This is a genomic window from Kitasatospora sp. NPDC088346, assembly GCF_044740765.1.
Taxonomy (GTDB): Bacteria; Actinomycetota; Actinomycetes; order Streptomycetales; family Streptomycetaceae; genus Kitasatospora.
In genome coordinates this window covers 19,075-43,189 of sequence record NZ_JBIURH010000029.1, presented here as the reverse complement: position 1 = coordinate 43,189, position 24,115 = coordinate 19,075, and the positions used below count along the sequence as shown (strand labels likewise).

Annotated in this window: 22 protein-coding genes and 1 pseudogene; 11 read left to right on the top strand and 12 right to left on the bottom strand. The window is 71.5% G+C overall.

The annotated features are described in order from the left end of the window. Positions 1 to 35: 35 nt before the first annotated feature. Entirely contained in the window at positions 36 to 2,360 is a 2,325-nt protein-coding gene (locus ACIOFR_RS28905) for a helix-turn-helix transcriptional regulator (RefSeq protein ID WP_401002199.1), read from the bottom strand. Positions 2,361 to 2,598: 238 nt separating this feature from the next. On the opposite strand from ACIOFR_RS28905, the gene ACIOFR_RS28900 reads away from it, so the two are divergent. The 7 genes from ACIOFR_RS28900 to ACIOFR_RS28870 all read left to right on the top strand — a co-directional run bounded on the left by ACIOFR_RS28900 (position 2,599) and on the right by ACIOFR_RS28870 (position 10,320). Next, positions 2,599 to 3,282 (top strand): hypothetical protein, encoded by a 684-nt coding sequence (locus ACIOFR_RS28900; protein ID WP_401002153.1) that lies wholly within the window; start codon positions 2,599 to 2,601, stop codon positions 3,280 to 3,282. A gap of 158 nt (positions 3,283 to 3,440) precedes the next feature. Then, a complete protein-coding gene (locus ACIOFR_RS28895) occupies positions 3,441 to 4,286 on the top strand; it encodes a protein phosphatase 2C domain-containing protein (protein WP_401002152.1) in 846 nt (281 codons plus the stop codon). Next, positions 4,283 to 6,217 (top strand): hypothetical protein, encoded by a 1,935-nt coding sequence (locus ACIOFR_RS28890; protein ID WP_401002151.1) that lies wholly within the window; start codon positions 4,283 to 4,285, stop codon positions 6,215 to 6,217. The genes ACIOFR_RS28895 and ACIOFR_RS28890 overlap by 4 nt, the downstream gene beginning before the upstream one ends. 59 nt (positions 6,218 to 6,276) lie before the next feature. Next, positions 6,277 to 6,504 carry a hypothetical protein gene (locus ACIOFR_RS28885; protein WP_401002150.1) on the top strand — a complete coding sequence of 76 codons (228 nt, stop codon included), beginning with the start codon at positions 6,277 to 6,279 and terminating at the stop codon, positions 6,502 to 6,504. 670 nt (positions 6,505 to 7,174) lie between these two features. After that, on the top strand, positions 7,175 to 7,861 hold the full coding sequence (locus ACIOFR_RS28880; RefSeq protein WP_401002149.1) for a sensor domain-containing protein: 687 nt from the start codon (positions 7,175 to 7,177) through the stop codon (positions 7,859 to 7,861). After that, entirely contained in the window at positions 7,858 to 9,696 is a 1,839-nt protein-coding gene (locus tag ACIOFR_RS28875) for a DNA/RNA non-specific endonuclease (protein WP_401002148.1), read from the top strand. Before ACIOFR_RS28880 ends, ACIOFR_RS28875 begins: the two co-directional genes overlap by 4 nt. 21 nt (positions 9,697 to 9,717) lie before the next feature. Further along, a complete protein-coding gene (locus tag ACIOFR_RS28870) occupies positions 9,718 to 10,320 on the top strand; it encodes a hypothetical protein (protein ID WP_401002147.1) in 603 nt (200 codons plus the stop codon). Positions 10,321 to 10,518: 198 nt separating this feature from the next. Here the strand turns inward: ACIOFR_RS28870 and ACIOFR_RS28865 are convergent, their stop codons facing one another. Then, positions 10,519 to 10,755, bottom strand: coding sequence for a hypothetical protein (locus ACIOFR_RS28865; RefSeq protein ID WP_401002146.1), 237 nt, complete (start codon positions 10,753 to 10,755; stop codon positions 10,519 to 10,521). A 445-nt stretch (positions 10,756 to 11,200) separates the two neighbouring features. Between ACIOFR_RS28865 and ACIOFR_RS28860 the strand changes: the two genes are divergently transcribed. Further along, a complete protein-coding gene (locus ACIOFR_RS28860; RefSeq protein ID WP_401002145.1) occupies positions 11,201 to 11,668 on the top strand; it encodes a hypothetical protein in 468 nt (155 codons plus the stop codon). Positions 11,669 to 12,120: 452 nt separating this feature from the next. Here the strand turns inward: ACIOFR_RS28860 and ACIOFR_RS28855 are convergent. Beyond that, positions 12,121 to 12,691 (bottom strand): annotated as a pseudogene (locus ACIOFR_RS28855) (serine/threonine-protein phosphatase); the annotation flags it as partial. A gap of 304 nt (positions 12,692 to 12,995) precedes the next feature. On the opposite strand from ACIOFR_RS28855, the gene ACIOFR_RS28850 reads away from it, so the two are divergent. Together ACIOFR_RS28850 and ACIOFR_RS28845 are read left to right on the top strand one after the other, a co-directional pair. Then, a complete protein-coding gene (locus tag ACIOFR_RS28850) occupies positions 12,996 to 13,241 on the top strand; it encodes a hypothetical protein (RefSeq protein WP_401002144.1) in 246 nt (81 codons plus the stop codon). A 140-nt stretch (positions 13,242 to 13,381) separates the two neighbouring features. Beyond that, entirely contained in the window at positions 13,382 to 13,582 is a 201-nt protein-coding gene (locus ACIOFR_RS28845) for a hypothetical protein (protein ID WP_401002143.1), read from the top strand. 465 nt (positions 13,583 to 14,047) lie between these two features. Here the strand turns inward: ACIOFR_RS28845 and ACIOFR_RS28840 are convergent, their stop codons facing one another. The 3 genes from ACIOFR_RS28840 to ACIOFR_RS28830 all read right to left on the bottom strand — a co-directional run bounded on the left by ACIOFR_RS28840 (position 14,048) and on the right by ACIOFR_RS28830 (position 16,405). After that, the gene (locus ACIOFR_RS28840; protein ID WP_401002198.1) at positions 14,048 to 14,581 is read right to left on the bottom strand and encodes an RBBP9/YdeN family alpha/beta hydrolase; all 534 of its coding nucleotides are present in this window, start codon (positions 14,579 to 14,581) and stop codon (positions 14,048 to 14,050) included. Positions 14,582 to 15,448: 867 nt separating this feature from the next. Next, a complete protein-coding gene (locus tag ACIOFR_RS28835; RefSeq protein ID WP_401002142.1) occupies positions 15,449 to 15,712 on the bottom strand; it encodes a transglycosylase family protein in 264 nt (87 codons plus the stop codon). 183 nt (positions 15,713 to 15,895) lie between these two features. Then, positions 15,896 to 16,405: a MarR family winged helix-turn-helix transcriptional regulator gene (locus ACIOFR_RS28830; protein WP_401002141.1), complete on the bottom strand. Its 510-nt coding sequence runs from the start codon at positions 16,403 to 16,405 to the stop codon at positions 15,896 to 15,898. Between the two features lie 114 nt (positions 16,406 to 16,519). Between ACIOFR_RS28830 and ACIOFR_RS28825 the strand changes: the two genes are divergently transcribed. Beyond that, entirely contained in the window at positions 16,520 to 18,061 is a 1,542-nt protein-coding gene (locus ACIOFR_RS28825; protein ID WP_401002140.1) for an FAD-dependent monooxygenase, read from the top strand. An 839-nt stretch (positions 18,062 to 18,900) separates the two neighbouring features. Here the strand turns inward: ACIOFR_RS28825 and ACIOFR_RS28820 are convergent. The 6 genes from ACIOFR_RS28820 to ACIOFR_RS28795 form a co-directional block, all read right to left on the bottom strand. Beyond that, positions 18,901 to 20,187, bottom strand: coding sequence for a PP2C family protein-serine/threonine phosphatase (locus ACIOFR_RS28820; RefSeq protein WP_401002139.1), 1,287 nt, complete (start codon positions 20,185 to 20,187; stop codon positions 18,901 to 18,903). Continuing rightward, entirely contained in the window at positions 20,187 to 20,990 is an 804-nt protein-coding gene (locus tag ACIOFR_RS28815; protein WP_401002138.1) for an alpha/beta fold hydrolase, read from the bottom strand. The genes ACIOFR_RS28820 and ACIOFR_RS28815 overlap by 1 nt, the downstream gene beginning before the upstream one ends. A gap of 160 nt (positions 20,991 to 21,150) precedes the next feature. After that, the gene (locus ACIOFR_RS28810) at positions 21,151 to 21,432 is read right to left on the bottom strand and encodes a MerR family transcriptional regulator (protein WP_401002197.1); all 282 of its coding nucleotides are present in this window, start codon (positions 21,430 to 21,432) and stop codon (positions 21,151 to 21,153) included. Positions 21,433 to 22,446: 1,014 nt separating this feature from the next. Next, positions 22,447 to 22,845: a DUF2267 domain-containing protein gene (locus ACIOFR_RS28805; RefSeq protein ID WP_401002137.1), complete on the bottom strand. Its 399-nt coding sequence runs from the start codon at positions 22,843 to 22,845 to the stop codon at positions 22,447 to 22,449. A gap of 48 nt (positions 22,846 to 22,893) precedes the next feature. Further along, a complete protein-coding gene (locus ACIOFR_RS28800; RefSeq protein ID WP_401002136.1) occupies positions 22,894 to 23,298 on the bottom strand; it encodes a DUF2267 domain-containing protein in 405 nt (134 codons plus the stop codon). Between the two features lie 342 nt (positions 23,299 to 23,640). After that, the gene (locus ACIOFR_RS28795) at positions 23,641 to 24,075 is read right to left on the bottom strand and encodes an Hsp20/alpha crystallin family protein (protein WP_401002135.1); all 435 of its coding nucleotides are present in this window, start codon (positions 24,073 to 24,075) and stop codon (positions 23,641 to 23,643) included. Between the last annotated feature and the right edge of the window lie 40 nt (positions 24,076 to 24,115).

The window sequence follows — 24,115 nt, the reverse complement described above, 5'->3', positions numbered from 1 at the left end:
TTGTGCGGATCCCGGGGACCGGGCTTGCGTCCAGGTCAGGTGGCCCGGGCCGGGCCCCCGCTGCCCGACGGTCCCCGTCGGCGGGGCTCGTGACGCTCCTGGAAGGCCCGGCCCAGGTGGCTCTGGATCCGGGCGTGGCGGAACTGGTACACCGCGCCGACCTGGCGGAGCACACCTCTTTGGTGGGCGTCGTCCAGGAAGGCGAGCAGGGCCCAGGGCAGTCGCCCGGTCAGCGGGAGCCAGATGCGGGACAGGGCCACCCACTGACCCCACGCGGTCAGGCTGAGCCCGTACCCGAGCCCGGCCCCGAAGGCGGCTTCGAGTCCGAACACGGTGCCGACCTCGAGTCCGCGCACGGGCCCGTACACGATCCCGTTGAGGAACCCGACCAGGAGTCCGATCACGAGTGCCCAGGTGACAAGGTGGAAGGCGACATTGCGGCGGTCCATGTCCAGCAGGCCGGCCGGGCTGACGACGGATTCGGTTCTGACGGGAGCTTCGAGCACGGCTATCAGGGCGAACACGAGTCCGGTCGCGAGAGCGATCGCGGGTATGAACACGAGCCCGGTCAGGAGTCCGTCGCCTCGCTGGCCGTCCCCGAGCCCGAGCGGTGCGACGACCCCCTCGTCGATGAGGACCAACATGGCCATGGCAGCCAGCCCGCAGCCCAGCCCGACCAGGAACCTGGCGCGGGCGTTCCCGCGTGTCTTCCTGGTCCCGCCCGAGAGCCTGATGCGTACGGGGGACGGCTTGAAGGCCTCGCGTTCGGAGGCGTACCAGTACACGAGCCCGAAGAGCAGTCCGGCCGCGAGCCCGTGCAGGACCCCGACCACCAGTCCGCGCACGATCGCGAACCTGAGCCCGTGCGAGGTCGCGACCAGGTCCACCGGCAGGTTGCCGACGGCGGTGGTGACGCCGAAGGCCAGTCCCGCCAGGAATCCGATGATGAGCGTGCGTGAGGAGCGGCGCATGCTGGTGCCCAGTTCCCACCAGGCGAGGTCCTGGCGCTCGCGGTCGAGCCGGACCAGGTGATGGGCGAGGTAGCCGAGCCATCGCTGGGCGCGCTCCGGGTCCCACTGCCCGCGGTGGGGACGGCCGTTGTCGAGCCGTTCGGGGGCGCGGCGCCGGTAGACGGCGGGGACGAAGCCCGCGAGGAGGTGTTCCTCGATGGCCTGCGGGTCGGGGAACCGGGTGGTGTCCAGCAGTTCGCCCGGTTGGCGGTCGGGGGTGTCGCTGTACATCGTCCGGGCGAGGGCGATCATCAGCGGGGTGCTCAGGGCGGTGGCGAGGTTCGCGCCCCCTGCGCTCTCCGTGCGCCGCACTTCGTCCAGGACGGTGTCCCAGGTCGCGCCGGGCTGGTCGGGGCCGGGCGGGTCCGGGAACGCAGGATCCGTCCGGGGCAGGTAGTCGCGCAGGTCGTCGAGGGTCAGGTCGCACAGCTCGAGGACGACGGCCGAGGCGAGCGGTGCGTGTTCCGAGCGGACCGCGTCGGCGAACTCGCCGTGACGGCTGGTCAGGACGAGCGGCAGCGGGGAGAGGTTGAGCGCATCGAGTGCCTCGCCGCGTAAGCCTTTCGCGATCTCGTCGAATCCGTCGAGGACCGGCAGGATGAGATCGTCGTCGAGGAGGTCCGCGGCGAGCGACTTCCCGCTCGGGACCCGGCGGGCCAGATGCGGGTAGTCGCGCAGCAGCCGTTCGATCAGCCAGTCGCGCAGGGCGACGGCGGTCGGGTCCCAGGAGCCGAGGCTGAAGATCACCGGCACCCGCTCGGACCGTGCCCGGGCGTCCAGCAGGTCCAGGGCGAACCGGATCGCCAGGATCGACTTGCCCGAGCCGGCACGGCCCAGGACCACCAGCCGCCCGGACCGGATCCGCCGGTAGACCTCGGCCACCCGGCGCAGGTCGCCGCTCAGGTCCACCTCGGACGAGGTGTCACCCGGGGCCAGGCGCTGGGTGTTCTCCGACCGGTCGGACATTCCCGCGGGTACCTGCCGCCACCGCACCGGCAGCGCGAAAGGGTGGTGCACCCGGTGCTGGGCCTCCTCGCGCCGCCAGCGCCGCTTGCTCTCCCTGGCCAACTCGTCGGCGGCGTCGGCGAGCGGGCCGTGCGCCCGCGGCGGTGCGGACGGGGGGTCGGGCAGCTCCTGCGCCGGTATCTCCTCGGCGCCGCCGAGCGCCGCCGTCAGCCGCCGGCGGTCCTCGGGGCCGGCCTCCAGCGCGTCCGCCAGTCGTGCGACGGTCCCCAGCCGGTGGTCGAAGGGCTTGTCGTTCTCGATCCTGCCGATCGTACGTTCGCCCAACTGGGCAAGCTCCGCGAGCTGAAACTGCGTCATGCCGGCCTGCTTGCGCAGGCGGCGCACCAACGCTCCGAGCGTTTCCGCCACAGCCTGGCCCTTCTCCCCACGATCCGGAACAGGCGTTGAGCCTACCCTGACAACTGGTCATCTATGACCAGTGCCTTGACCTGTGCACTTCCCCGGTCAAACGCCAGCATCAGCGGTGCGGGCCACCGGTCCTGCGGCCCCGGCGGACCTGCCTGCGGCCCCGGCGGACACGCCCGCGACATCCGTGCGTGGAAGTGAAGGAGGCGGATTACTGATGGCGGAGACGAAGGGCGTCCTGCTGCCGGCCTACGTGGTGGCCGACGAGTCGGGCTCGATGGCGCCGTACCAGAGCGAACTGGGGGGCGGCGTGGTGTCCCTGTGCGAGGGGTTGCGCGCGGAGCCGATGATCGCGGCCAAGCTCCGGCTGGCGGTGCTGGGCTTCTCCGACGATGTGCAGGTCCGGCTCGCGGTGGCCGACATGCGTACCGAGACCACCGTGCCCCGGGTGGAGATCCGCGGGGTGACCAACTACCGGGCCGTCTTCGACGACCTGCTGCAGCGGATCCCCTCGGATGTGCAGTGGCTCCGCGGGGAGGGCTACAAGGTGCACCGCCCGGTGGTCTTCTTCCTCAGCGACGGCCTGCCCACCGACGGAACCGCCTGGCACCGGCCGCACGCCGCCCTGACCGACCGGGGCCGGACCCCGGCAGCCCCGAACATCATCGCCTGCGGTATCGGCGACGCGCAGGCGCAGACCATGGTCGAGGTCGCCACCCGGCCCGAGTTCGCCTTCATCGCCAAGTCCGGTGCGGACGTCGGACGGGCGATCTCGGAGTTCTTCCACTCCCTCACCGCGAGCCTGGTGGCCTCGGGGCACGCGCTGAACTCGTCCAACCCGCAGTTGGTCGTGAACCGCCCGGACCAGTTCACCATGGCCATCGACGAGGTCGGCCTGTGACACCGGTCCGCCGGGAGGACCCGGCCCACCCGGCACCCGCGCCCGGCCACCCGCTCGGGCCGCCACCGACTCCCCCAGCCCCGCCCTCGGCGCCGTCCTCCGCGTCGTCCGAACCGGGTCCGGCGCCGTGGCAGCGGATCACGGTGGGCGTCGCGGGCATGGAGTTCGAGGCCCGCCCGCCCAGCCAGTACGCCTTCGACTTCCCCGACAGCGAGTGCGAGGGCTGGTCCACGGACGCTCTCACCCTGCGGTTCGCCTCGGTACGCGGCGCCAAGCACCGCTACTACCGCCAGCCGCGCCAGGACGCGGCCCGAGCGGCTGTGCACGAGGCCACCGACAGCATCGTGTTCGCCGTCGCCGACGGCGTCTCCAGCGCCTCCGAGTCGCACCTGGGCGCCGTCGAGGCCTGCCGGGCCGCTGTCGAGCGGATCCTGCACCTGCTCGACCGGACACCGGGGCCGCTCGACCCCACCGACGTCGCCGCGCACGCCGCCGAACGGCTGCGGCAGCTCGCCCAGTGGCGGCTGGGCGTCACCGAGCCGGGCTCCGCCGAGGTGGCACGCCTGTACGCGACCACCCTGGTCGCCGGCGCGGTCCGCCCCACCACCGGGGGCCCGAGCGTCGAGCTCTTCCGGATCGGCGACTCCGGAGCCTGGATCCTCGATCGGGCCGAAGGCCGCTACCGGCCCCTGTTCGGTTCGAAGACCGGATCGGACGCCCTGCTGGTCGCCAACGAGGTGTCCCCGCTGCCCCTGATCCCCGACCGGATCGAAACGGCCACCGGCCGGCTGGAGGCGCCCTGGACGCTGCTGGTCGGCACGGACGGCTTCGGCGACCCGCTCGGCGAGGGCGACGGCCGGGTCGGCGCGCACTTCGCCCGGCACCTCAGCACGCCACCGCCACCGCTGTGGCTCGGGCACGTACTGGACTTCACCCGGGAAACCTTCGACGACGACCGCACCCTGCTGGCCCTCTGGCCCCGGAACGAGGCGCAGCCGCGGTGAGCACCGACCCCGCAGCCAAGGTCGACGTCGCCACCCTGGCCCTGGGTCACCAACTCGGGCAGGGCGGCCAGGGCTCCGTCCACCAGGTGCTCAACAAGCGCATCAACGAGGGTGCTGCCGAAGGCGGTTGGGAGATCGTCTACAAGGAGTACAACCCCTCCGTCCTGCCCCGGCTCGACGCCGCCGCGCTCGACGCCGCAGCTGCCCTGCTCGGCCGGCTCACCGGAGCACAGGGGCGCTGGCTCTGCGAGAAGACCGCGTGGCCGGCCGCGGTGGTCCAACGCGAGGGACGGGCCTGCGGGTTCCTGATGCGCGCCGTGCCCGACCGCTTCCACTTCATGCTCCGGACACTGACCGGCGCGAACACCAGGTCGCGGCGGCTGGCCAGCATGGAGTACCTCCTCAACGACGACGCCTACGTCGCCGGGATCGGACTGGCGGTCAGCGACCGGCACCGACTGCTCCTGCTCGCCGACCTGGCGGCCACCATGGACCGACTGCACCGGCTCGGCGTCACCATCGGCGACGTCTCCCCGAAGAATCTGCTCTTCAGCCTGGCGCCCGAGCCCGGATGCTTCCTGATCGACTGCGACGCCATGCGCCTGCACGGTGCGAGCGTACTGCCGCAGGCCGAGACCCCCGACTGGCAGGTCCCCGCAGGCGAGGAGCGGGCCACCCGGGCGAGCGACGTGTACAAGCTCGCCCTGCTCGCCGTCCGTATCTTCGCCCGCGACCAGACCGCGACCGGGTTCACCGCCCTCGGCGCGATCAGTCCCGCGCTCGGCGACCTGGCCCGCGCCTCGCTCGACCCCGACCCGGCGCGACGACCGACCCCCGACGTGTGGGCCGAGCGGCTTGCCTCGGCCGCGATCGACGCGTCCACCGGCACCACACCGAGGGCGCCCCGGCACTCCAGGTGGCCTCCCGGCCGACCGGTCACCGGTCGACCGCCCACCGTCACCGGGGCGCCGAAGCCGCCCTCCGCGGCAGCCAAGGTCGGCAGCGCGGTCGGTGCCCTCGCCGCCGGCCTGGCCCTCCTGCTGGTGATCGTCGGCAACCGGCACTCCTCGGAGGCCGACGCCTCCGGAGCGGCCGACAGCGCCCGGACGGCGAGCTCCCACACCCCGTACGCCTCCCACGTCCCCGCGTGGACGCCCGCCACCCAACCGGCGGGGACCACCTCCGCCCCGTCCACCCCGACACCGACTCCGGCTCCGTCCCCACCCCCAACGCCAACGCCGACTCCAACGCCGACTCCGACCAGTCCCATCGCCACCGCGCAGGTCGGCGACTGCTTCTACGACTCCGGCACCAGCGGCCACGCCGACCTGTCCGCCACCGACTGCGTCTCCGGGGCGTTCAAGGTCGTGCGGCTCAACGCCGGCAGCACCGACCTGAACAGCTGCGACAACGTCACCAACAGCGACGAGAGCGTCTCGTCCAGCCTGTACGACCGCGTCCTGTGCCTCAGCTACCAGAGTTCCGGCGGCACCGCCTACCACGCCCGCCAAGGCGACTGCGTCTTCGGGGCCGCCGGTGCCGACGCCTGGTCGACGCAGTCCTGCCAGACGGGCAACTTCAAGGTCCTGGCGGTCTACCGCGGCACCTCCGACCACACCAAGTGCGACAACTGGCCGCACTACAACTACTGGCGTTCCATGCCGACGGCCGGGCACTCCGGCCTCGACGTCCTGCTGTGCCTGTCCATGAACTACCCGGACGACGCCGGCTACGCCACCGTCAACGAATGCCTGCTCAAGTCGGGCTCCACCTTCACCAACGTCGGCAGCTGCGGCAAATCCAACGTCTACGTCACCGGACGCACCAGCACCGCCTACGACACCGCGTTCTGCGGCACCAGCGGCTCCACCTACTGGCGATCCGGCGACTACCCGGCCTTCGGCTACACCGTCTGCTGGCGCTGGCGCTGATGTTCCGGGCGCCCGCAGCGGACAACCCATCATCGGATCACAAGCTTCAAGGAACTGACATGGCATACCGCTACCGGTGCGGCGAGTGCGGCTTCAAGACGTCCTGGGGCACCGAGTCCCAGGGTGAGCGGCAGCAGAGCGCGCACTACGCCGACCGCCACACCGGCCTCGTCCCCGGCGGCCTGGTCGAAACCAACACCAAGAACCCGGACGGCGGCAACAGCTGCCTCACCTTCGTGGCCGTCGCGATCCTGCTGCTCCTCCTCGCCGCCTCCTGTCACCGCTGACACACGTCCGGCACCGCCCAACCGCACAGCACCACTGCGCTCGTCGCCGGAATCATCGCCCTGGCGATCGCCGTGCTCCTGTTCGCCCCATCGCTCCGCGCCCTGGACCCGGCGAAGCCGCGGGGGGACGGCCCGGCCAGGGAACCGCCCACGGTGCCGGCAGCCGAATCCGCGCGAGAAGCCGCTGACCCACTCCGAGACGCGCAGCCGCGTTCACAGCAGCTGGAGCGGCGTCGTCACACTCTGCCGCCCCCGGCTGCGACTTCACCACCGTACGGCAACGCTGACCGGCCGTCGGACCCGCGAATCCGTTCGTCGACGGCCGCGGCATGACGGCTCCTCCTCGCAATCCGCCGACCACCCAGCCTTCGGCACACCGTGCCGAGCCGGATCCGGGGCCTCGAAGGGCGCCGGCAGGAACACCACGACAAGGGATGACGGCATGACAGAGCACTACTGGAATCCGGATCCGGCGACGCCGGCGCCCCCCACCTGGCAGCAGACCCCCAGGGCGGTGCCGCCGCAGTTCGGCCGACCCGGCTCCTCGGCCCCGCCCGCGCGAAGCGGGTCGCCCGGCAGCTCGACGCCACCCGCCCCCGTCCCGGCCACGCCGTCCGCGCCGCAGCGGCAGGCACCGGTCCCGCACCCCTCACGTCCACAGGGTCCTCGGGTGCGCCGACGCGTTCGGGCACTGCGTCACTGGCGGCTACTGCTGGCCGCGGTGGTGCCCTGCCTCGTGCTGGCCGGCATCGGGTGGTGGGTGTGGCCGCAGCAGCCCACAGGTCTTCCGCCGCACATAGCCGAGGGGACCGTCCAGGCAGATCTCCTCGGCCCCGACAGCGTCAGCCGGCTGGCCGGGACGACGCTGGTCCCCGGCCCACAGTCGAACCGGCCGCACGCCCCGCTCACCGTGGCGCCGTCGGAGTGCGCCGTCGCCGCCGGGCCGACGACGCAGTCGGTCTACGGGCAGGCGTGGAAGGCGTTCCTGTCGGCGACCTACCAGGACGCCGGGGGCTCGGGCGCCTACACCGTGAACCAGGTGATCGGTGTGTTCCCGGACGGTGAGAAGGCGGCTGCGGCCTTCCGGACGCTCACCGACGGTCTCACCAAGTGCCCGTCCTCGACGGTCACCGACCAGGCCGGTCGCACCGCGAAGTGGGCCTACACGGCCCGCGCTCCCTTCACGGTCGTCGTGGCGTGGAAGGCGGCGCAGGACAGCGCCGCGAACTGGGCCTGCTACCACCAGGCACGGGTGACGGGCACGAGCCTGGTGCAGGTCGCCGTCTGCCAGGCGGGCGACGGCGCACCGACCACCTCGAGGATCGCCGACGAGCTCGCCGGGAAGGTGACCGGATGACCGCGTCCCGGCACAAGGCGGCCGAGCGCCGCCGGCGCACGCTGCGGCGCGTCGTCCTCCTGGTGCTGCTGGCAGTCCTGGTGCCGATCGTCGGCGCGGGAGCGCAGACGATCGCGGCCACCGGCGCCGCGGCCGTCACGGCGCAGCCTGGCACGGCCGTCCCCGCCCGCCTTGTCCCGCCCGGGGGCTTCGAGGCCGCCCTGGCGACCCTCATCCAGGAGGTCGAAGAGGAGAACCGGCGAGTGGCGGAGCTGGCGCAACAGGAGAAGACGGTGGTTGCCGAGGCGGAACGGATCACCAAGGCGGCCGCCGCCCTCGACAGCGACACCGAGGCGAACAACACGAAGACCACTGCCCTCAACCAGAAGACCGGCAGCCTCGACACGCGGTCGAAGGCCCTGAACGCCAAGATCGACGCCCACAACGCCAAGCCGAACACGTTCCAACTGCCCGCTCAGGCCGCCGCGGCCAACGCGTACGACGCCGAGGTGCGCGAGCTGGAGGGTGAGCAGGCCCAGCTCCAGGCCGAGGCGAGCGGCATCAAGAACGAGCAGAGCCAGCTCGAGCAGGAACAGGCCCGGCTCACCTCCAGGAAGTCCGAGCTCGCTACCGCCTCCAGGGCGAACGACGCGACGGCCGCCACGCTCAAGAACACGGCGCAGCAGCTCCAGACCCGGAACCAGCAACTGCTTCAGCAGATGGCGCAAGCCGTCCAGAGCCTCGCCGACGATCCGCCCGACCCGGCGGCCTCGATGGACCGTGGCGGTGACTCGCCCGCCCCGCCGCAGCAAAGCGACCGGTCGCAGAGTCAGGACACGGACACTGCCGACAGCCCCGACAGGCAGCCGCAGGCCTCCGCCCTGAAGCAGTACGAGCAGCAGAGCGGCACCGCCGTCGACATGCGTCCGGGCACGGCGTACCTGACACCCGAGGCCGTCAGGCAGCTCCCCGCCGCGCAGGCGGCCGTGCTCGGCAGCCCTTCCATCACCTACGACGGGCTGGTCCGCAAGCCCAACGGGCACTTCACGGCACTGCGGGTGCAGACGCCGGGGGCCGCCGCGGTTCCGGCCCCGGCGCCGGAGGCCTTCGACTCCGCCGGGCTCGTTGTGTACCAGGCCGGCGAGAAGCGCGTCATCGACGAGATCAAGTCGGTCCAGGAGGTGCCGAACTCCTCGCTGCCGGGCCCCGGGAGTCCGCCGCTCCCCGACCCGGATCCCGAGCCGGACGACTGCCGAAAGGGCTTCGGCGGCGGCTGGCGTACGTACCTGCCGGTCGATCAGTACGGTCGCGCCCAAGGCGCGGAGGCGTGCCTCGATGAGGCATGGCTCAGTACGCACGAGGGTTCATCAACCACGCGCGGCATACGACCGCCCGGCTACGACTGGGCCGGCCGATACGGCGCGTGGCTGGGAAGCCGTCCGCCCGCTCTCTGGATCAACAACTGCCACCTGCTTGCGGCCAGCCTGTCCGGAAGCGGCACCGACCTCGGCAACCTCGCCACCTGTTCCCGTGCCGCGAACGCCAGCAGGCAAGCCGCCGACGATCCCGGCATGAATCCCAATATGGCGTCCATCGAAGCCCAGGTGAGGAAGGCCGTCATGGTGGATCATCAAGTCGTTCGATACATGGTCGAACCGCGCTACGATGGGGCGCGTACGGTCCCCTATGAGTTTGCTATCACGGCGGTCGGAACCTGCCCCGACGGAAGCCCGGGGATCACCATTCGTGATCTCACGATCGAAAACAAGGTCTTCGGCGTCAATTCCGGCGGATGGTTCAATCTGGGCAGGGCCAACGAGAATGGCTCGCCGGTCCCGACGGGCACAATGAGCTGATTGATCCCGAAGGGGGATTCTGTGACGTTCACGTCCATTGATGATCTTCGGCGGGTTCTTCGAACCTGTGCCGGAAGTCCGGCGGGCGCCCCCGCCGATGCCGCAGGACTGACCGACCTCCGATCCGGCTCGGGCATGACACTCCCCGGGGACTACGGGGCCTTCATCTCGACCTACGGGGCGGGAAGCATCAGCAACTTCGCCTGGATCGCCTGCCCCTCCACTCCCGCCGGAAGGAGGGGAGCTCCCCCGAGCGTCAGAAGCGCGACCAACGCTTTCCGAAACTCGGCCGCGGGCGACGACTTCTGGCCTTCGGACCGCCTTCCTGTGAATGACTTGATCCAGTGGGGCGGTGACGACGGAGCCAACAACTACCTCTGGCATGCCAGCGGGCCGGACCCTGACAAGTGGCCCGTCGTCATCGCCCTGCACGGTCTGGCCCCCGTGGTCTGCGACGTCGGAATGGTCGACTACCTGCGGAGGGCGTGCGGGGATCTCCTGACAGGCCCGCTCCAGGGCCTTCGCATGGGCCCCGATGCCCGTTTCCTCCACTGGCAGGAATACAATCGGCTGTTCGACTCGGGTATCGACCCCTGGACCGGTGAGAGGCACGAGTACTCGTAGGTGGCGACCGTCCTCCGAGCGCGTTTCCGGTTCGCGCCCCGGCATCACCGCCGGAAGATCGCGGGCGGCGCAACGCCTGACGGGGCCGCCCTGGCCCACCGGTGCGGTCCTCGCGTCCGACAACGCCCGGCTGATCATGCAGGCCGACGGCAACCTCGTCCTGTGCGCCTACGCACCTGCCTCCTCACCCATGACCTGTCAACGATCCACCGCGACCCGGGTGCCGGGCCGGCATCGCGCAGCGGCGGGCAGGTCCCCGGAGCCGCGCACGCCCAGGGTGTCGGGGCTGCGGCCGGGAGCGCCTGGACCGCTGGAGAGGGCGGCGAAGTTCCCGAAGTTGTCGAAGCCGACGCCCACATAGCCTGTGGTGACGCCGGGAAGGTTGAACGAGCCGTCCTTGATGTACGAATAGGCAGAGGCGGGCTCCACGACCACCCGGTGCTCCTGGCGTGTCGCCAGCCACCTGCGGGCCACGGGTGATAGCACCGTGGAGGCCCACGACGGAATACCGACGAAGCGCTGGGCACGTCCGAGCCGCGGAACTGCCGCATCGTTTTTGCCGTTCGTGCCGTCGGCCGGAGATGCACACCCTGACGAATCTTCGTGGTGACTTGCCAAAGACTCTCGGGGACGGCGGCACCGGCACGGTGGCCGAGTGCGGCGGGCGGCGGGCGGCGGGCGGCCCGACCAGGGCATCGCTCGGCGAGGCGCGCCACGGGCTCGGTCACGGGCGGCCCGGCAGGTACGTCCTGGAGGAGGTCGCCGAAGGCGTGACCTCCGCTGCGGTGGAAGGTTCCAGTTGCGGACCCAACCGGCCCGCCGACGTCGAACCAACCGGCTCGGGCCGTAACCGTCCGGGGCCGGGAGCGGTTCACCGGCCATGACGAACTCGCTCTCCTTCCTGCCCGTCCCGCTGCCGATCGACCAGGACGACGACCAGGAGGTGGTGACCGGCGCCGTGCGGGAGGCGCTCGCCGAGGCCGCCGCCGCCGGAGAGCGGGCCGCCGGGTGGGTCGAGGTGCTGGCGGCAAGGCAGGGCGATCAGGCGCACCGGCGGGGGCTGGCATTGTTCGCCGAGGCGGTGCGGCAGGTGATGGGCCATGAGATCGTCCCGGACGGGGACGGCGAGGTGAGCAGCGATCTGCGCTGCCGGCTGGACGCGTACGTGCTGCTGGGCGCCGCCGGCGCCGAGACCGCCCCGGACCTGACCTGGGCCGAGCAGCTCGCCCTGGTCGCCGTCGGCGCTATCGCCACCACCGCGCCGAGCACCGTCCTGGGCAACGTCGAACGCGACCTGCCGGCGCTGTGCGCGGTCATCGACGGGGCACTGGCCTCCGTCAGGACGTAGCCGGCCCCGGGCGGGCCGGCGGCGCTGCGGTCAGGACCGGTCGTCCGGCGCCGGAGCAGCGGCGAGGCAGCCGGGGCCGAGCCGGCGGCTGGCACCGGCCCACCAGGCAGAACACCCCGTCCCCACACCCGGCACCGTTCGCCGGACGTCGGACGTCGGACGTCGGACGTCGGACGTCGGACGTCGGACGTCGGAATGATCAGCGCTGACTCAGTCCGCGCCCACGAGTCCGACACGATGATCCGGGCGGTCACGGGAACGGCGCCGGTTCGGCGGCGGTAGTGTGGAGGTGACGGATCCGCGGCTTGTGAGCCATTCGCGCGGACCCGATAACCGGCTCACCAGGGTGCTGTCCGACCCCTGGCCGGGGACGTCCTGGAGTCCCCGACGGAGGACCCGCGCGAGTCCGAGGACCGCGCGGATCCCCAGCCGGGATCGCGGCCACGACCTTGAACACGCATCATCTGGGCCGTGACGAACTGGTCGGGGCCGAACTGCTCGTCGATGGCGGCATCCATGAACGCGTACAGTTCGGCGAGCCCGACATCGGCCCCGTCTGGCGTGCCGGCAGGCACCCACCGCGACCTGTGGCGTGTTCATCGACAGCGGGGGCAGCAGGGACCACTGGATCTCCGCGGCCACGCTCATCGGCTCGCACCGTCGTGCCCGGAAGAACCGGTCCGTGTAGCCGTTCTTGGTGACCAGCATGTCGGCGACCAGTCCGGCGAGACGCCGCAGCATCCGACGGTCGTCGTCGACGCTGCCGAGGGCCAAGGTCAACACCCCAACCTCGTCGCCGCCGTCCAACAGCGGCAGGAACATCCGAATGCCGTCGGCCGTCGGGTGCTCGGACGGGGTCGCCCGGAGGAACACCGCGCCGGCCCGGGAGTCGTCGACGGGTAACGGATCGCCGACGCCGAGCCCCCTGCCCGGAAGCGGAACGAGCCGCAGACCGGAGGCAGACCGGAGATTGAATTCCGCGGTCCGGGCACCCGGCATGGAAATGAGCGGATGAATTTCCTGAATGCGCACCGTGCGGAGTATGCTGGAGTTTGCCGGGAAAGCTTAAAAATACCGGCACCGCCGATTGCGAGGAGGTAAAACGTGCAGATCAATGAGGCAGGAGCCCTGACGCTGCGACTCGTGATCGAAGAATTCTTCCCCGCCTCCTCGGCGGGAGGGTGATCGAGGTCATCCCGGGGTGGGGGCCGCAGGCTCGAATCCTGTTGTACCGGCCGGCGTTCACGCAGGCCGTAGGCCGTCTCCGCAGAGATGCGGAGACGGCCGTGCCGGTGCTTCGCCAAGCGGCCGGGAATACCGTGGAAGCATGTCTGTCTACGTCAAACTTGCGCGTGAGGCCAGGTCGCCCGCCGAATCGTCCAGCGGGCCGCTGGACATGCAGTACGAGGACAAGCCCGTGAGTGTCACCTACGAGTACGACCTGCACCCGAGTGGGGCCCTGCGGATCCTGCGCGTCTCGGAAAACGGTCCCCATGTCGTCGAGGGGTTCTTCGCGGCCGGGGCGTGGCTTCAGGTCGCGGGCGCCTACCGCCGAAGCGGTTCCGAGTACTGAGTGCGGCGTCCGGGTCGGCGGTGCCCCGCCGGGCGCAGCGCGGCCGCAGCGACCGTGGCCCGGCCGCCCGTCTTGACGGCCTTCACCGCGACAGCCACCGCGTCCTTCTGGAACCAGTGCAGCGGCAACGGGTTCACCCGGTGAACCTGGGCAACCCGCACGAGATCATCATGCTGCAGCTCGACATGCTGCAGCTCGCCAACGAGATCCGGACGATGACCGGCTCCGCCTCCCCCATCACCTTCGTCCCGCTGCCCGCGTGGACGATCCCAACCGTAAGGCGATCCTGCGCGACGCCGACCGCACTGGCCCGCGGACCGGGCCGCGGCCGTCACTGCTGACCGGCGCACGCCACCCCGCCTCCGGCTGGGTCAGCGGCGCCGTCTACGTGCGCCTGGCGCTTGGAGGGCCGTACTCGTGACCGGCGGCATGCCGGTGCTCAGGCGGCCGGCAAGGGTGTACGCGGTCCATCCGACGATTGCGCCGAGCATGAACACGTCGCCGAGGCCGAACCCGTTGGACAGCAACGAGGTGGGGGGCGTTCGACCAGCTGCGCGAGAACGAAAGGCGGTACCACGGCGATCGCTCGTCGAAGCGCCAGGAGGTCAAGCGGTGGGATCGCGGACACGGCGGCACCGCCGACGACGTAGTCCCGGCCCAGAACAGCGTCGCGGTAAGCAGCGCGCCGATCACGGCGGTGGTGCTGGTACGCGTCGCCGTCAGGCCCTGCCCCGGCTGTGCGCGCCGGGCGTCGCCAGGTCCGTGTTCGATCCGCATACGATCACCGGCCACGGACTCTTCCGCGCTCAGGGTCCGGTGACGGCTGACACGGGGGTCTGTTCGCGTAGGCACCAGGCGAGTGCGGCCGGCCATGGGCCGTATCCGTCCGCGGGGGTGATGTGGCCGGCGGCGGGGAGGATATCGCAGTCCAGGCCGAGCGCGGCACTCCACTCGCGTGCGTTGGCGGGCGCGTATGGATCGGTCGCCGAGACGACCACATGCGGCGGCTTGGCCGACGCCGCGGCGAGGTGCTCACGGTCGATGCGGTCGAGCTTGAACTCTTCATTACTGTTGGCCACGGTGAACGCCTGGTCACCGAGCGGGGACACCAGCAGCACCCGGCTGACGCGCAGGTCGGCAGGCAGGGTCCGGGCGGCGCGCAGCCACAGGGCGCAGCCGAGGGAGTGACACACCACGACGCGTTCCTGGTCGCCGAGTTGGGCCAGCTCGGCGTGCAGGAGATCGGTCCATTCGCTCACCGACGGCTGCTCGGGCGCGGGGAACTGCGGATAGAGCACCTGCTCACCCCGCTGGCGCAGGGCCTCGGTCAACCACCACAGCCAGTGCTGCTACGGCCGACGGTGCTGCACGCCGTGCACCATGAGGAAGCGCCGCGCCGGCGGAGGCGAGCTGGGCATCTCAGTCATCTGTCTGTCTCTTTCGTCCCGGCCCTGCTCGTCAGGTTGTCGGTGAACTGGTACGGCCACCGTACGGGTTCCATGGATGATCCCCCCGGGCATGGCTGCCGGCCAGCCCACATGAGCAGAACTACCCGCAAATGCATGAGGATTGGCCGCCAGGTCATCGTCTGACGCCTGGGCAGACCGCCTGCAACCCGGCGAGCCGCTCGCCCTCCCCGTTCAGGAACCGGCTCTGCCCAGGGGCCGCGGTGTCCGGACGGGCAGGGCGCGGGCGTTCCCAGCGGCAGTGGCGAGGCGGGCCGGCCTGGGAACTCACCGCACGCCTCTCCAGGGAAGGCCGCGGCGGCGACTGGCGGCGCTCCCCGCCGATCCGGCACCGATCAGCGCCGCGTGAAAGCCGCAGGAGCAGCAGGAATCCGGCCGTCACGACCAGGACGCAGAGCCGGCCGCCCAGGTGAAACGGACAGGTCGCCGGGCCAGTGCCGAGAAGGCGGAGGCGGCCCCGGATCAGCGCCCGGGTCGGCCACCCGTAGTCCTGTCCGGCCCCGTCGTCGTCCGTCCAACTCCAGCACACATCCGGGCCCCGCAGCGGGCGCAGGGCGCCGATGTCCGGGGTGGAGGCGGTGAAGCTGTGGCGGCCGAGCAGATTCAGCTGGTCCCGATGGCGCCGCAGACGCCAACGACAGGCCCGGACCAGCCACTACAAGAGACGAGGCCACAGCCCGGGAACTGAAGGCTCGTCACGGTAGGAACCGTTGCAGTACTGACCGTTTTCGCGGATCCTCATCAGGGGTGCGCGCCGCGGCGGTTGCCTCCGGCGTCGGAGCGGCGTGCACACGGCGGCGTGCGGGGTGGTGGGCCGTGGGCGGCGGGGCGGTCGGTGCCGCGGTCGGTGTGGGCGCCGCAGGCGGGCCTTGGGGTGAGGCCTCGGCGTGCGGTGAGGTTCTGGGCGACGGTGATCTGCGGTTCGCGGCTGGCCTGGTCCGCGCGGAGTGCGTAGGCGAGGCGGCCGTCGGTGCGCCAGGTCGCGGCGTGGGCCGACCGCGCCACGACGTGCCGGTACCGGAGCCGAGGGCGGCACGCGCCGGTCGGGCGGGTGGACAAGACAAGTGACGGGGCTACTGCGACAAGCTCCCGACCTGTCGGATCGGACCCGGTCGCTCGGTCTGCAGCCGTACCGTCCAGGGTGTCGGTCGGCACGGGCCCGCGGCGTCACCACGGTCATCATCGCCGTCAGTTGTCGTCCTCGGCCGGAACGGCGCCTGAGGCGACGGCGTCGAACTGGGTGGTCAGGTCGGCGGTCAGGCGGGCGAGCAGGCGCATGAGTTCGGTGCGGTCGCGGTCGGGCCACTGGGCGAGCGCCGCCTCGAACCAGCCGTCGACGACGGTGGTGTAGCGGTCGACGAGTCGCTGGCCGGAGGATGTCAGGGTGATCAGCCGGGCCCGCTGGTCGTCCGGGTCGGGAACGCGCTTGATGATCGCCCGCTTTTCCAGGCTGTTGAGGTGGCGGGTGACGTGGGGCCCGACGACCTGCATGCGGGTGGCGATCTCGCCGACGCGCAGCGGGTGTCCGGCGGCGTCGAGGATGACGAGGATCGTCATGGCAGGCCGGTCCAGGGCGATCCCTGCGGCCTCGGTGGCCTGTTCGTACAGCTGTCCGCGGTTGAGCAGGGTCCGCAGCTGGAGCATGCGCGGCAACAGTCCGGTAGTCAGTCCGGCAGTCGCGTCGCTGAGGGGATCCATGTCCCGCACTCCCTTGATAGATACCTAACGTAGGTATATTGTCGCCCTCGAAGCCGACCTCGACCGAGATCGGGCCGCCGTCAGATATGATACCTAAGGTAGGTAATGAGCGCCATGAGCGAGCCCACTCCCAGCGCCGCGCACGCGACCACCACCGACGTCCTGATCGTCGGCGCAGGCCCCGTCGGCATGGTCCTGGCCTGCGACCTGGCCCGGAGCGGTGTCAGCTTCCGCCTCGTGGAGCGGTCCACGAGCCCGAGCACCGCCTCACGTGCCAAGACCATCCAGCCCCGCACCCTTGAGATCGCCGACGACCTCGGCATCATCGACCGCGTCCTCGCACAGGGCACGACGAACATCCCCACCCGCCGCTACGACCGCGCCCGGGTGGTCTCCGAGGCCGTGGAGCTCGCCGGTGGAACGTCCGCCCCCGACGCCCCCTACCCGCCGGTCTGGCTCTCCCAGCCGAGGTTCGAGCAGATCCTGCGCGACCGCCTGGCCGAACTCGGCGCAACCATCCACTGGGCCACCGAGGTGACCGGCCTCCAGCAGGACGGGGACGGTGTCAACGCCACCGTCGGGACACCGGCCGGGCAGAGTACGTTGCGCGCCCGGTACGTGGTCGGCGCGGACGGCGGACGCAGCGCCGTCCGCTCGCTGGCCGGCATCGAACTGCACGGCACCTCGCACCCGGACCAGCGCTGGCACCTGGGTGACGTGCGCGTGACCGGCCTCTCCCGGCACTGCCAGCACCTGTGGGCCAGCGCGGAGGGCGGCCTGCTGTCGCTGTTCCCGCTGCCCGGCACCGACCTGTGGCAGTTCCAGGCGTCCATCCCCGCCGACCGGGCCGAGCCCGAAGCACCGTCCCTGGACCTGTTCCGGCGCATCTTCGCCACCCGGGCCGGCGTGCCCGGGGCGCAGATCCAGGACGTCGAATGGCTGTCCCTCTACAAGATCAACGTGGTGCTGGCCGACCGCTACCGCACAGGCCGGATCTTCCTGGCCGGAGACGCGGCACACATCCACTCACCCGCCGGCGGCCAGGGCATGAACACCGGCGCCCAGGACGCCTACAACCTCGGCTGGAAGCTCGCCGCCGTCCTGGGCGGGGCCGACCCGGTTCTGCTCGACACCTACGAGGACGAGCGCCGCCCCGTGGCCCGGACCGTCCTGGACGACAGCACCGCCCGGCTGGGTGCGGTGATGCGCGCGATACAGCACAGCGACGGGCCCTCCGCACAGCGGGGACTGACCGACGAGCACACCACCGGCCTGGGCATCGCCTACCCGGACAGCGCGCTCACCCAGAGCCCCGGCGCGGGCGGCCGCGCCCCCGACGCGCCCTGCAGCGACGCCGCGACCGGCCGTCCCCTGCGCGTGTTCGACCTGCTGCGAGGCCCGCACTGGACCCTGCTCGCCTTCGGTGCCGCGGAAGTCCAGCAGACCCCCTCCGGCCTGCGGGCCTTCCGCGTGACCACCGACCCGGCCACCGCCGGCCCCGGCACGGTCATCGACCCCGACGGCCACGCCCACCACAGCTACGGCATCACAGGGGACGAACTCGTCCTCATCCGCCCCGACGGCTACATCGCCGCCCGCCGCCCCGCCGACGACCTGGCCGCCGTCCTCGCCCTGGTCGCCACCAACGGCCTGTGACCCCGCCCTCGCCGAGGAGACCCGTCCGCCACGGGGAGAACAGGCGGGCGCCATATCACCGGAGGCCTGCCGTGCCGCCCAGCCGCGCCCTGGCGAGACTGGAGGTAACCCCGCATGACGACCGGTCGGATGGTACCGGGACAGGGAGTGTCTCAACCCTGCCCCCGGCCGGCGGCGCGGTACCGCCGGTGACGGCCCGGACCGGGTCCGGCGGACACCGGCAGCAGCGTCCCGGGCCCCGCCACAGGCCACGTCCCTGTTCACCGTCCACGCCGCCGCCACCGAGGCCCTGGGTATCCGCGCAGCGCCTGCTCCGTCCCGGCCTGACCGCCTCTGAGCCGCCGCCTCGCCGAAGCCGCAGCACCCGGGCTCTCTCCCCAAGCGACTCTCCGCGTTTTCACGCCGCCGAGCGCCGAGCCCGTGACCTCAAGAGCCAGGCCAAAGCACATACGCGGAACTGACCGACACCCTCGCACGCAGCATGCAGGAGCTCGGCTCGCAGCAGCGGACCGAGGCAGCTGTGCACGAAGACACCCGGGCCGCACCCGGGGCCAAGCGCCGACGCCGGCCGGGAGTCCCGGGAGAAAGAGCCCACCTGGAACAGGGCTACGCGGCCCCTCGGCGGGGTGGGTGAGGTGGCGGGCGAGGTCTTCCCAGCGGACGGACGCTTCGTCGTACTGGTCGTCGGGGCGTCGTCGGGGACGTGGTGCCATGCCATGCTCCCGGACAGTCCCGTCCCCGCCGATCCGGCGCCGCTGCCGGGAAGGCGCGAGGTCACCGGGCGGCGCTGGCTGGCGCTGCGGTCGTGCGGCACGGTCGGGCGATGATGGTCAGCGCACTCATGTCAGGTCGTCACTCGCAGCGACGGTCGAGGAAGCGGGGATGCCGAGGGCGAGCAGGGCGGTGTCGTCGTCGAGGCCGTCGCCGAAACCGGCGATCAGTGCTGTCAGGGCGGTGACCAGAGCCTTCGGCCCGGCCGGGGCGTGGGCGGCGGCGAAGGCACACAGGGCGTCCTCGCCGAACAGCTCGCGCTTCGGGCCGGTCCGGGCCTCGGTCAGACCGTCCGTGTAAAGCAGCAGGGTGTCACCGGGGAGGAGTTCGGTGTGGGCCGGCGCGAACTGGGCCTCGGGCAGGACGCCGATGAGCATGCCGCCCGGGGTCGGCAGAAACTCCGTGGTGCCGTTGGCGCGCTGGATCAGCGCCGAAGGATGGCCGCCGGAGGCGACCCGCACCGTGCAAGTGTCGCCCCGGGGGTGCAGAACGCCGAACACGGCGGTGCAGTAGCGGGTGTCGCCGCTTGTGTACCGCTCGTTCAGCACGGTGTTGAGCGTGGTGAGCACGGTGACGGGGTCGGGGTCGTGCAGGACGGCGGCGCGCAGGGTGTAGCGGGTCAGGGACGTCACGGCAGCTGCCTCGGGCCCCTTGCCGCACACGTCGCCGAGGAAGAACGCCCACCGCGTCCCGTCCAGGGGGAACAGGTCGTAGAAGTCTCCGCCCAGCAGGTCCGGAGAGGCAGTGTGGTAGTGCGAGGCGGCCTCCAGCCCCGGCACGTCGGGCAGTTCGGAAGGCAGGAGGCTCCGCTGGAGTACCGCCAGAGCCTCCTGCAGGCGCTCACGGTCCGCTTCCGCCTGCCGACGGGCTTCCTCAGCCGCCTGACGGGCGTGCAGCAACTCCGCCTCGTAGGCGCGACGGTCGCGGGCGTCGAAGACAGTGGTGCGGATCAGCATCGGCTCGCCATCCGCGCTGGACTTGACCCTGGAAGTGACCAGCACCGGCAGCCGCCGGCCGTCGCCGGCCTTGATGTCCAGGGCGATCCCGTTGACCTCACCGCTCATGCGCAGCAGTGGCGCGAAGTGGGTCTCATGGTAGAGCTTGCCGCCCACGGTGAGCAGGTCGGTGAACCGCATCCGGCCCACGACCAGGCGGCGGGACAGGCCGAGCCAGTCCAGCAGCGTGGCGTTGATCTTCACGATGGTGCCGTCCATCAGGGTGGACAGGTAGCCGCACGGCGCCCGTTCGTACAGTTCCTCGGCGCTGTCCTCCAGCAGGGCGCTGAACGCCGCGTCGGTAGCGTCCACATCCTCGTCCCCGTCCGGCTTCTGGGACTCCTGACCGGTGCGGCACATCACCGGGCCGCACCGACGAAGCCGAGGATCGCCTCGGCTGTGGCTTCCGGCGCGCTCAGTTGCGGGCAGTGCCCGGTCGCGTCCAGGGTCACGAGGTGGCTGCCGGGGATCGCGGCGTGGACGTAGGCGCCCACTTCACGCGGGGCGATCACGTCCTGCGCGCACTCCAGCACCAGCGTCGGCACCGCCACGGCCTTCAGATCCGTGCGGCTGTCGGACAGGAACGTGGTGCGGGCGAAGACCCGGGCCATGTCCGGGTCGGTCGCGCAGAACGAGGCGGTCAGCTCCTCACCGAGTTCCGGCCGGTCCTCATTGCCCATGATCACCGGGGCCATCGCCGCTGACCAGCCCAGATAGTTGGAATCCAGCGACTCCAGCAGCTCGTCGATGTCCTCGGCACTGAACCCGCCACGGTAGCCGTCCTCGTCGATGTAACGCGGGGAAGGGGCCACCATCACCAGCCGGGACAACCGCTCCGGGGCGGCCGCCGCCGCCAGCACCCCCACCATGGCACTCACCGAATGCCCCACGAACGCCACATCCCGCAGCTCCAGCGCCTCGCAGACCTCCACCACGTCGCGGGCATACCCGTCCAACGAGCTGTAGCGCTCCTCGATCCACGCCGACGCGTCCGAGCGGCCCGAACCCACGTAGTCGAACAGCACCACCCGGTAGTCCCTCGCCAGTGCCGGGACGACCAGCCGCCACATGTTCTGGTCACAGCCGAAGCCGTGCGCCAGCAGCACCACCGGCCCGTCCACCCGCCCGGTGACCACCACGTTGTTCCTGCGCATGACATCCATGCCCCCCATCCTTCCACCGACCCAACCGCCTGCAGCGCCCGCACCAGTCACCCCTCCCGGGCACAGCGCGGCGCGGTCCCGCGGCAGCAGCCCGGCACCCGCTCGGCCGTGATGGCCGGCGCCGGGCGGAGGGCTGCGCCGCGGATCGGACGCCGACGGGTCAGGTGTCCGCGGGGGGCTCCTGGCTGTGTCGGGAGCGGCGGAGTTGTTCGTTGAGGCGCAGGGCTTCGTCGAGTTGGTCCTCGAGGATGACGATGCGGCAGGCTGCCTCGACGGGAGTGCCCTGGTCGACGAGGTCGCGGGCACGCATGGCAATGCGCAGCTGGTAGCGGGAGAAACGGCGGTGTCCGCCGTCGGAGCGCAGTGGGGTGATGAGGCCCTGTTTGCCGAGGGCGCGTAGGAAGCCGGCGGTGGTGCCGGTCATCTCGGCGGCGCGGCCCATGGTGTAGGCGGGGTAGTCGTCGTCGTCGAGTTTGTCGGGTGTGTCGGGGCTGGTCGTTGTAGTCACTGCACCTCTCTGGTTCTGGGGAGAACGCGTTGAGGGGCCCCGGCGCCGTGTCGGCTCCGGGGCCCCGAAGGGGAACAACACCATCTACCGGCCTGGGCCGGTCCTGTTACTTCCGCACTGCCCCGGGGGTGGGGGCGTGCGGGGATCGCGTATGCGTGACCGGAAACCACCGTCCTTGCCTTGGGGTCTGCGGTGTCCGCCCGGGCGAGTGTTCACCGGCCGGGCGATCCTGATGGCGCTTGCGCCCTCCATTCATCCTCTGTACTGACCTGATCACTGTTCGTACTGCTGGTACTGCACCTGCTGACCTGGACACCGCTGGTGGCGGCCCCTGGTACCTGCGGACTGCCCGGTCCGGACGTCAGTCCCGTCCTGCACTGCCTGGATTCGGAACTCGACTGCCGCACCGACCTGTGAACTTCCGTGCATGTACCCCGGCCAGTTCGTGTCTGGCCGGTATCGCCGACTGCTGCCTACGAGGGAAACAGTAGACCCGCCCACGAGCAATGTCTACTCCAGCGAGTATAGATTTTGGGGCTGCCGCATGTGAGGTACTCTCCGCTGCGCGGCGGCGGCTCCGGAGCCGCCGCCGCGCGCGGCCGATGACCGAGCGAAACCGCGCAGGGAGCCCGACCAGGCGTTCAGGTCGATCCTGTGCCTGGCGTTGTGACCGGTGCGCAGCGCGCTCGCCCTGGTCGGCAGGGGCGAGGGGGCCGATGCCCGGTCGGCAGGCGAGCGCCGGCACGGTGCCGGTGTCTGCGCGCGCCCGGCAGGGCTGGGCCGGCCGCACCTTGCCCGCGTGGATGTCGCGGCGCACCACCGTGGCGGCCGAGCTCGGACCGGGTACCGGTGGGGGCGGTAGCGGTCCCTCGTCGTCGGTCGGCACGGCGGCGACGTCGGCCGGACAGCACGGATAGAACGGCCCGGCGCCGGTCGTGCCCGCCCTGGTCAAGCCGCGACGGTGAGGTCGGCGCGGCCGAACAGGAGCGCGTAGCCGCGAGGCAGGTGAGCGAGGAGGCGGTCGGTGAGTCGGTCGCCGACGAGGTTGGTGAGCGCGGCCAGGACGGAGGAGGCGTCCCAGCGGGCTGCGGTGAGGCTGGTTTTCAGGGTCCGGGCGACGGCTTCGACGAAGGCGGGTGCGGCGACGGTTTCGGGCAGTTGGGCCTGAAGGGCGAAGGTGGCGCGGGCCCGCTCCGGCAGGGCTGCGGCGAGGTCGCAGCGCTCCTCGCCGGTGAGCTGGCTGCCGAGAGCGGCCAGGACGGCGTGGAGGACGCGTTCGGCTTCCTCGTCGTCGGTGTAGCGGCCGAGGGTGCGGACCTGCTGGAGAAGGAGGCGGTACTGGGTCATGACGGTGGCCTTACGGGGCGGGCCGGCCGGGTGGCGGCGCGGACAGGTTCAGGGGCGGTGGCCGGGCTGGGGACGGCCGAACAGGAGGTGGTAGCCCGGGGGCAGCTGGAGCAGGATGCGCTCGGTGAGGTCGTCGCCGGCGGCGTCGGCCGTCGTGCTGAGGACCGCGCCGATGTCCCACAGGGCGGTCTGCTCGGTGGCGCCCTCGATCCAGGCCGCGGTCGCGCGCACGAACCTGTCCGGGCTGAGCGGCTCGGCAGCGGGCAACGGGTTGAGCAGGATCAGGGCAAGGGTCTCCGGCAGACGGGCGGCCAGTCCGGCGCGCACGTTGCCGACCAGGTGGGCGCCGAGCAGGGCCAGGACGACGCGCGTCGCCCGCTCGGCCTCCCGGGGTGTGTCGTACTCACCGCGCTCCCGGACCTCCTCCAGGAACGCCTCCCATCGCAGAGTCACAGCGGGTCTCCCCACGTCCAGGGCGCCGGCGCGAACCGCCGGCGCCCGGTCAGGGCCTACCGGTCAGACGCCGGTTCAGGCGGGTGAGCGAAGGACCGGGCGCCTGCCGCACCGGTCGGCCCGGTTGCGGGCGTGGACGAGAGCGCTCGGGCCCACACAGTCCATGAACGTCACCTGCGACAGGACCACGGCGGGCGCCTGGCCCAGGTCGCGCGTGGCGTCCCTCGCTGCCAGCCCGGCCCGCGCAGCGTGGTGTGGCGGGGACTGTGGGGCCGGCCGGCCGGGTGGCCGTCCTGCACGGCCCGGGGGTTGGCGGTGCGGGACAGCGGTCCGGGGATCCGGTCAGGCCTGGATCTGCCTGCGGCCGCCGCTCTGACTGATCTCGATCTTGCGGGGCTTGGCCTTCTCCGCGACCGGGATCTTCAGTGTCAGCACGCCGGCGTCGTAGTCGGCGGTGATCCCCTCGGGGTCGAGGGTGTCGGAGAGCATGACCTGGCGTGAGAACACGCCGAGCGGGCGCTCCGACAGCTCCCACTTCACGCCCTCGCCCTCGCGGCGCGGACGGCGTTCGGCCTTGACGGTCAGCATGTTCCGCTCGACGTCGATGTCGATCGCCTCCGGTTCCACCCCCGGCAGGTCGAAGCAGATCACGTACTCGTCGCCGGTGCGGTAGGCGTCCAGCGGCATCGGGGTCGGGCGCGACCAGGTGCCGGTCGTGCTCAGGAACTGCTGGGCCAGACGGTCCAGCTCACGGAACGGGTCGGTGCGCATCAGCATGGAAAACACCTCCAGGTGGTCGGGCTGTGGGAGCCAGTGC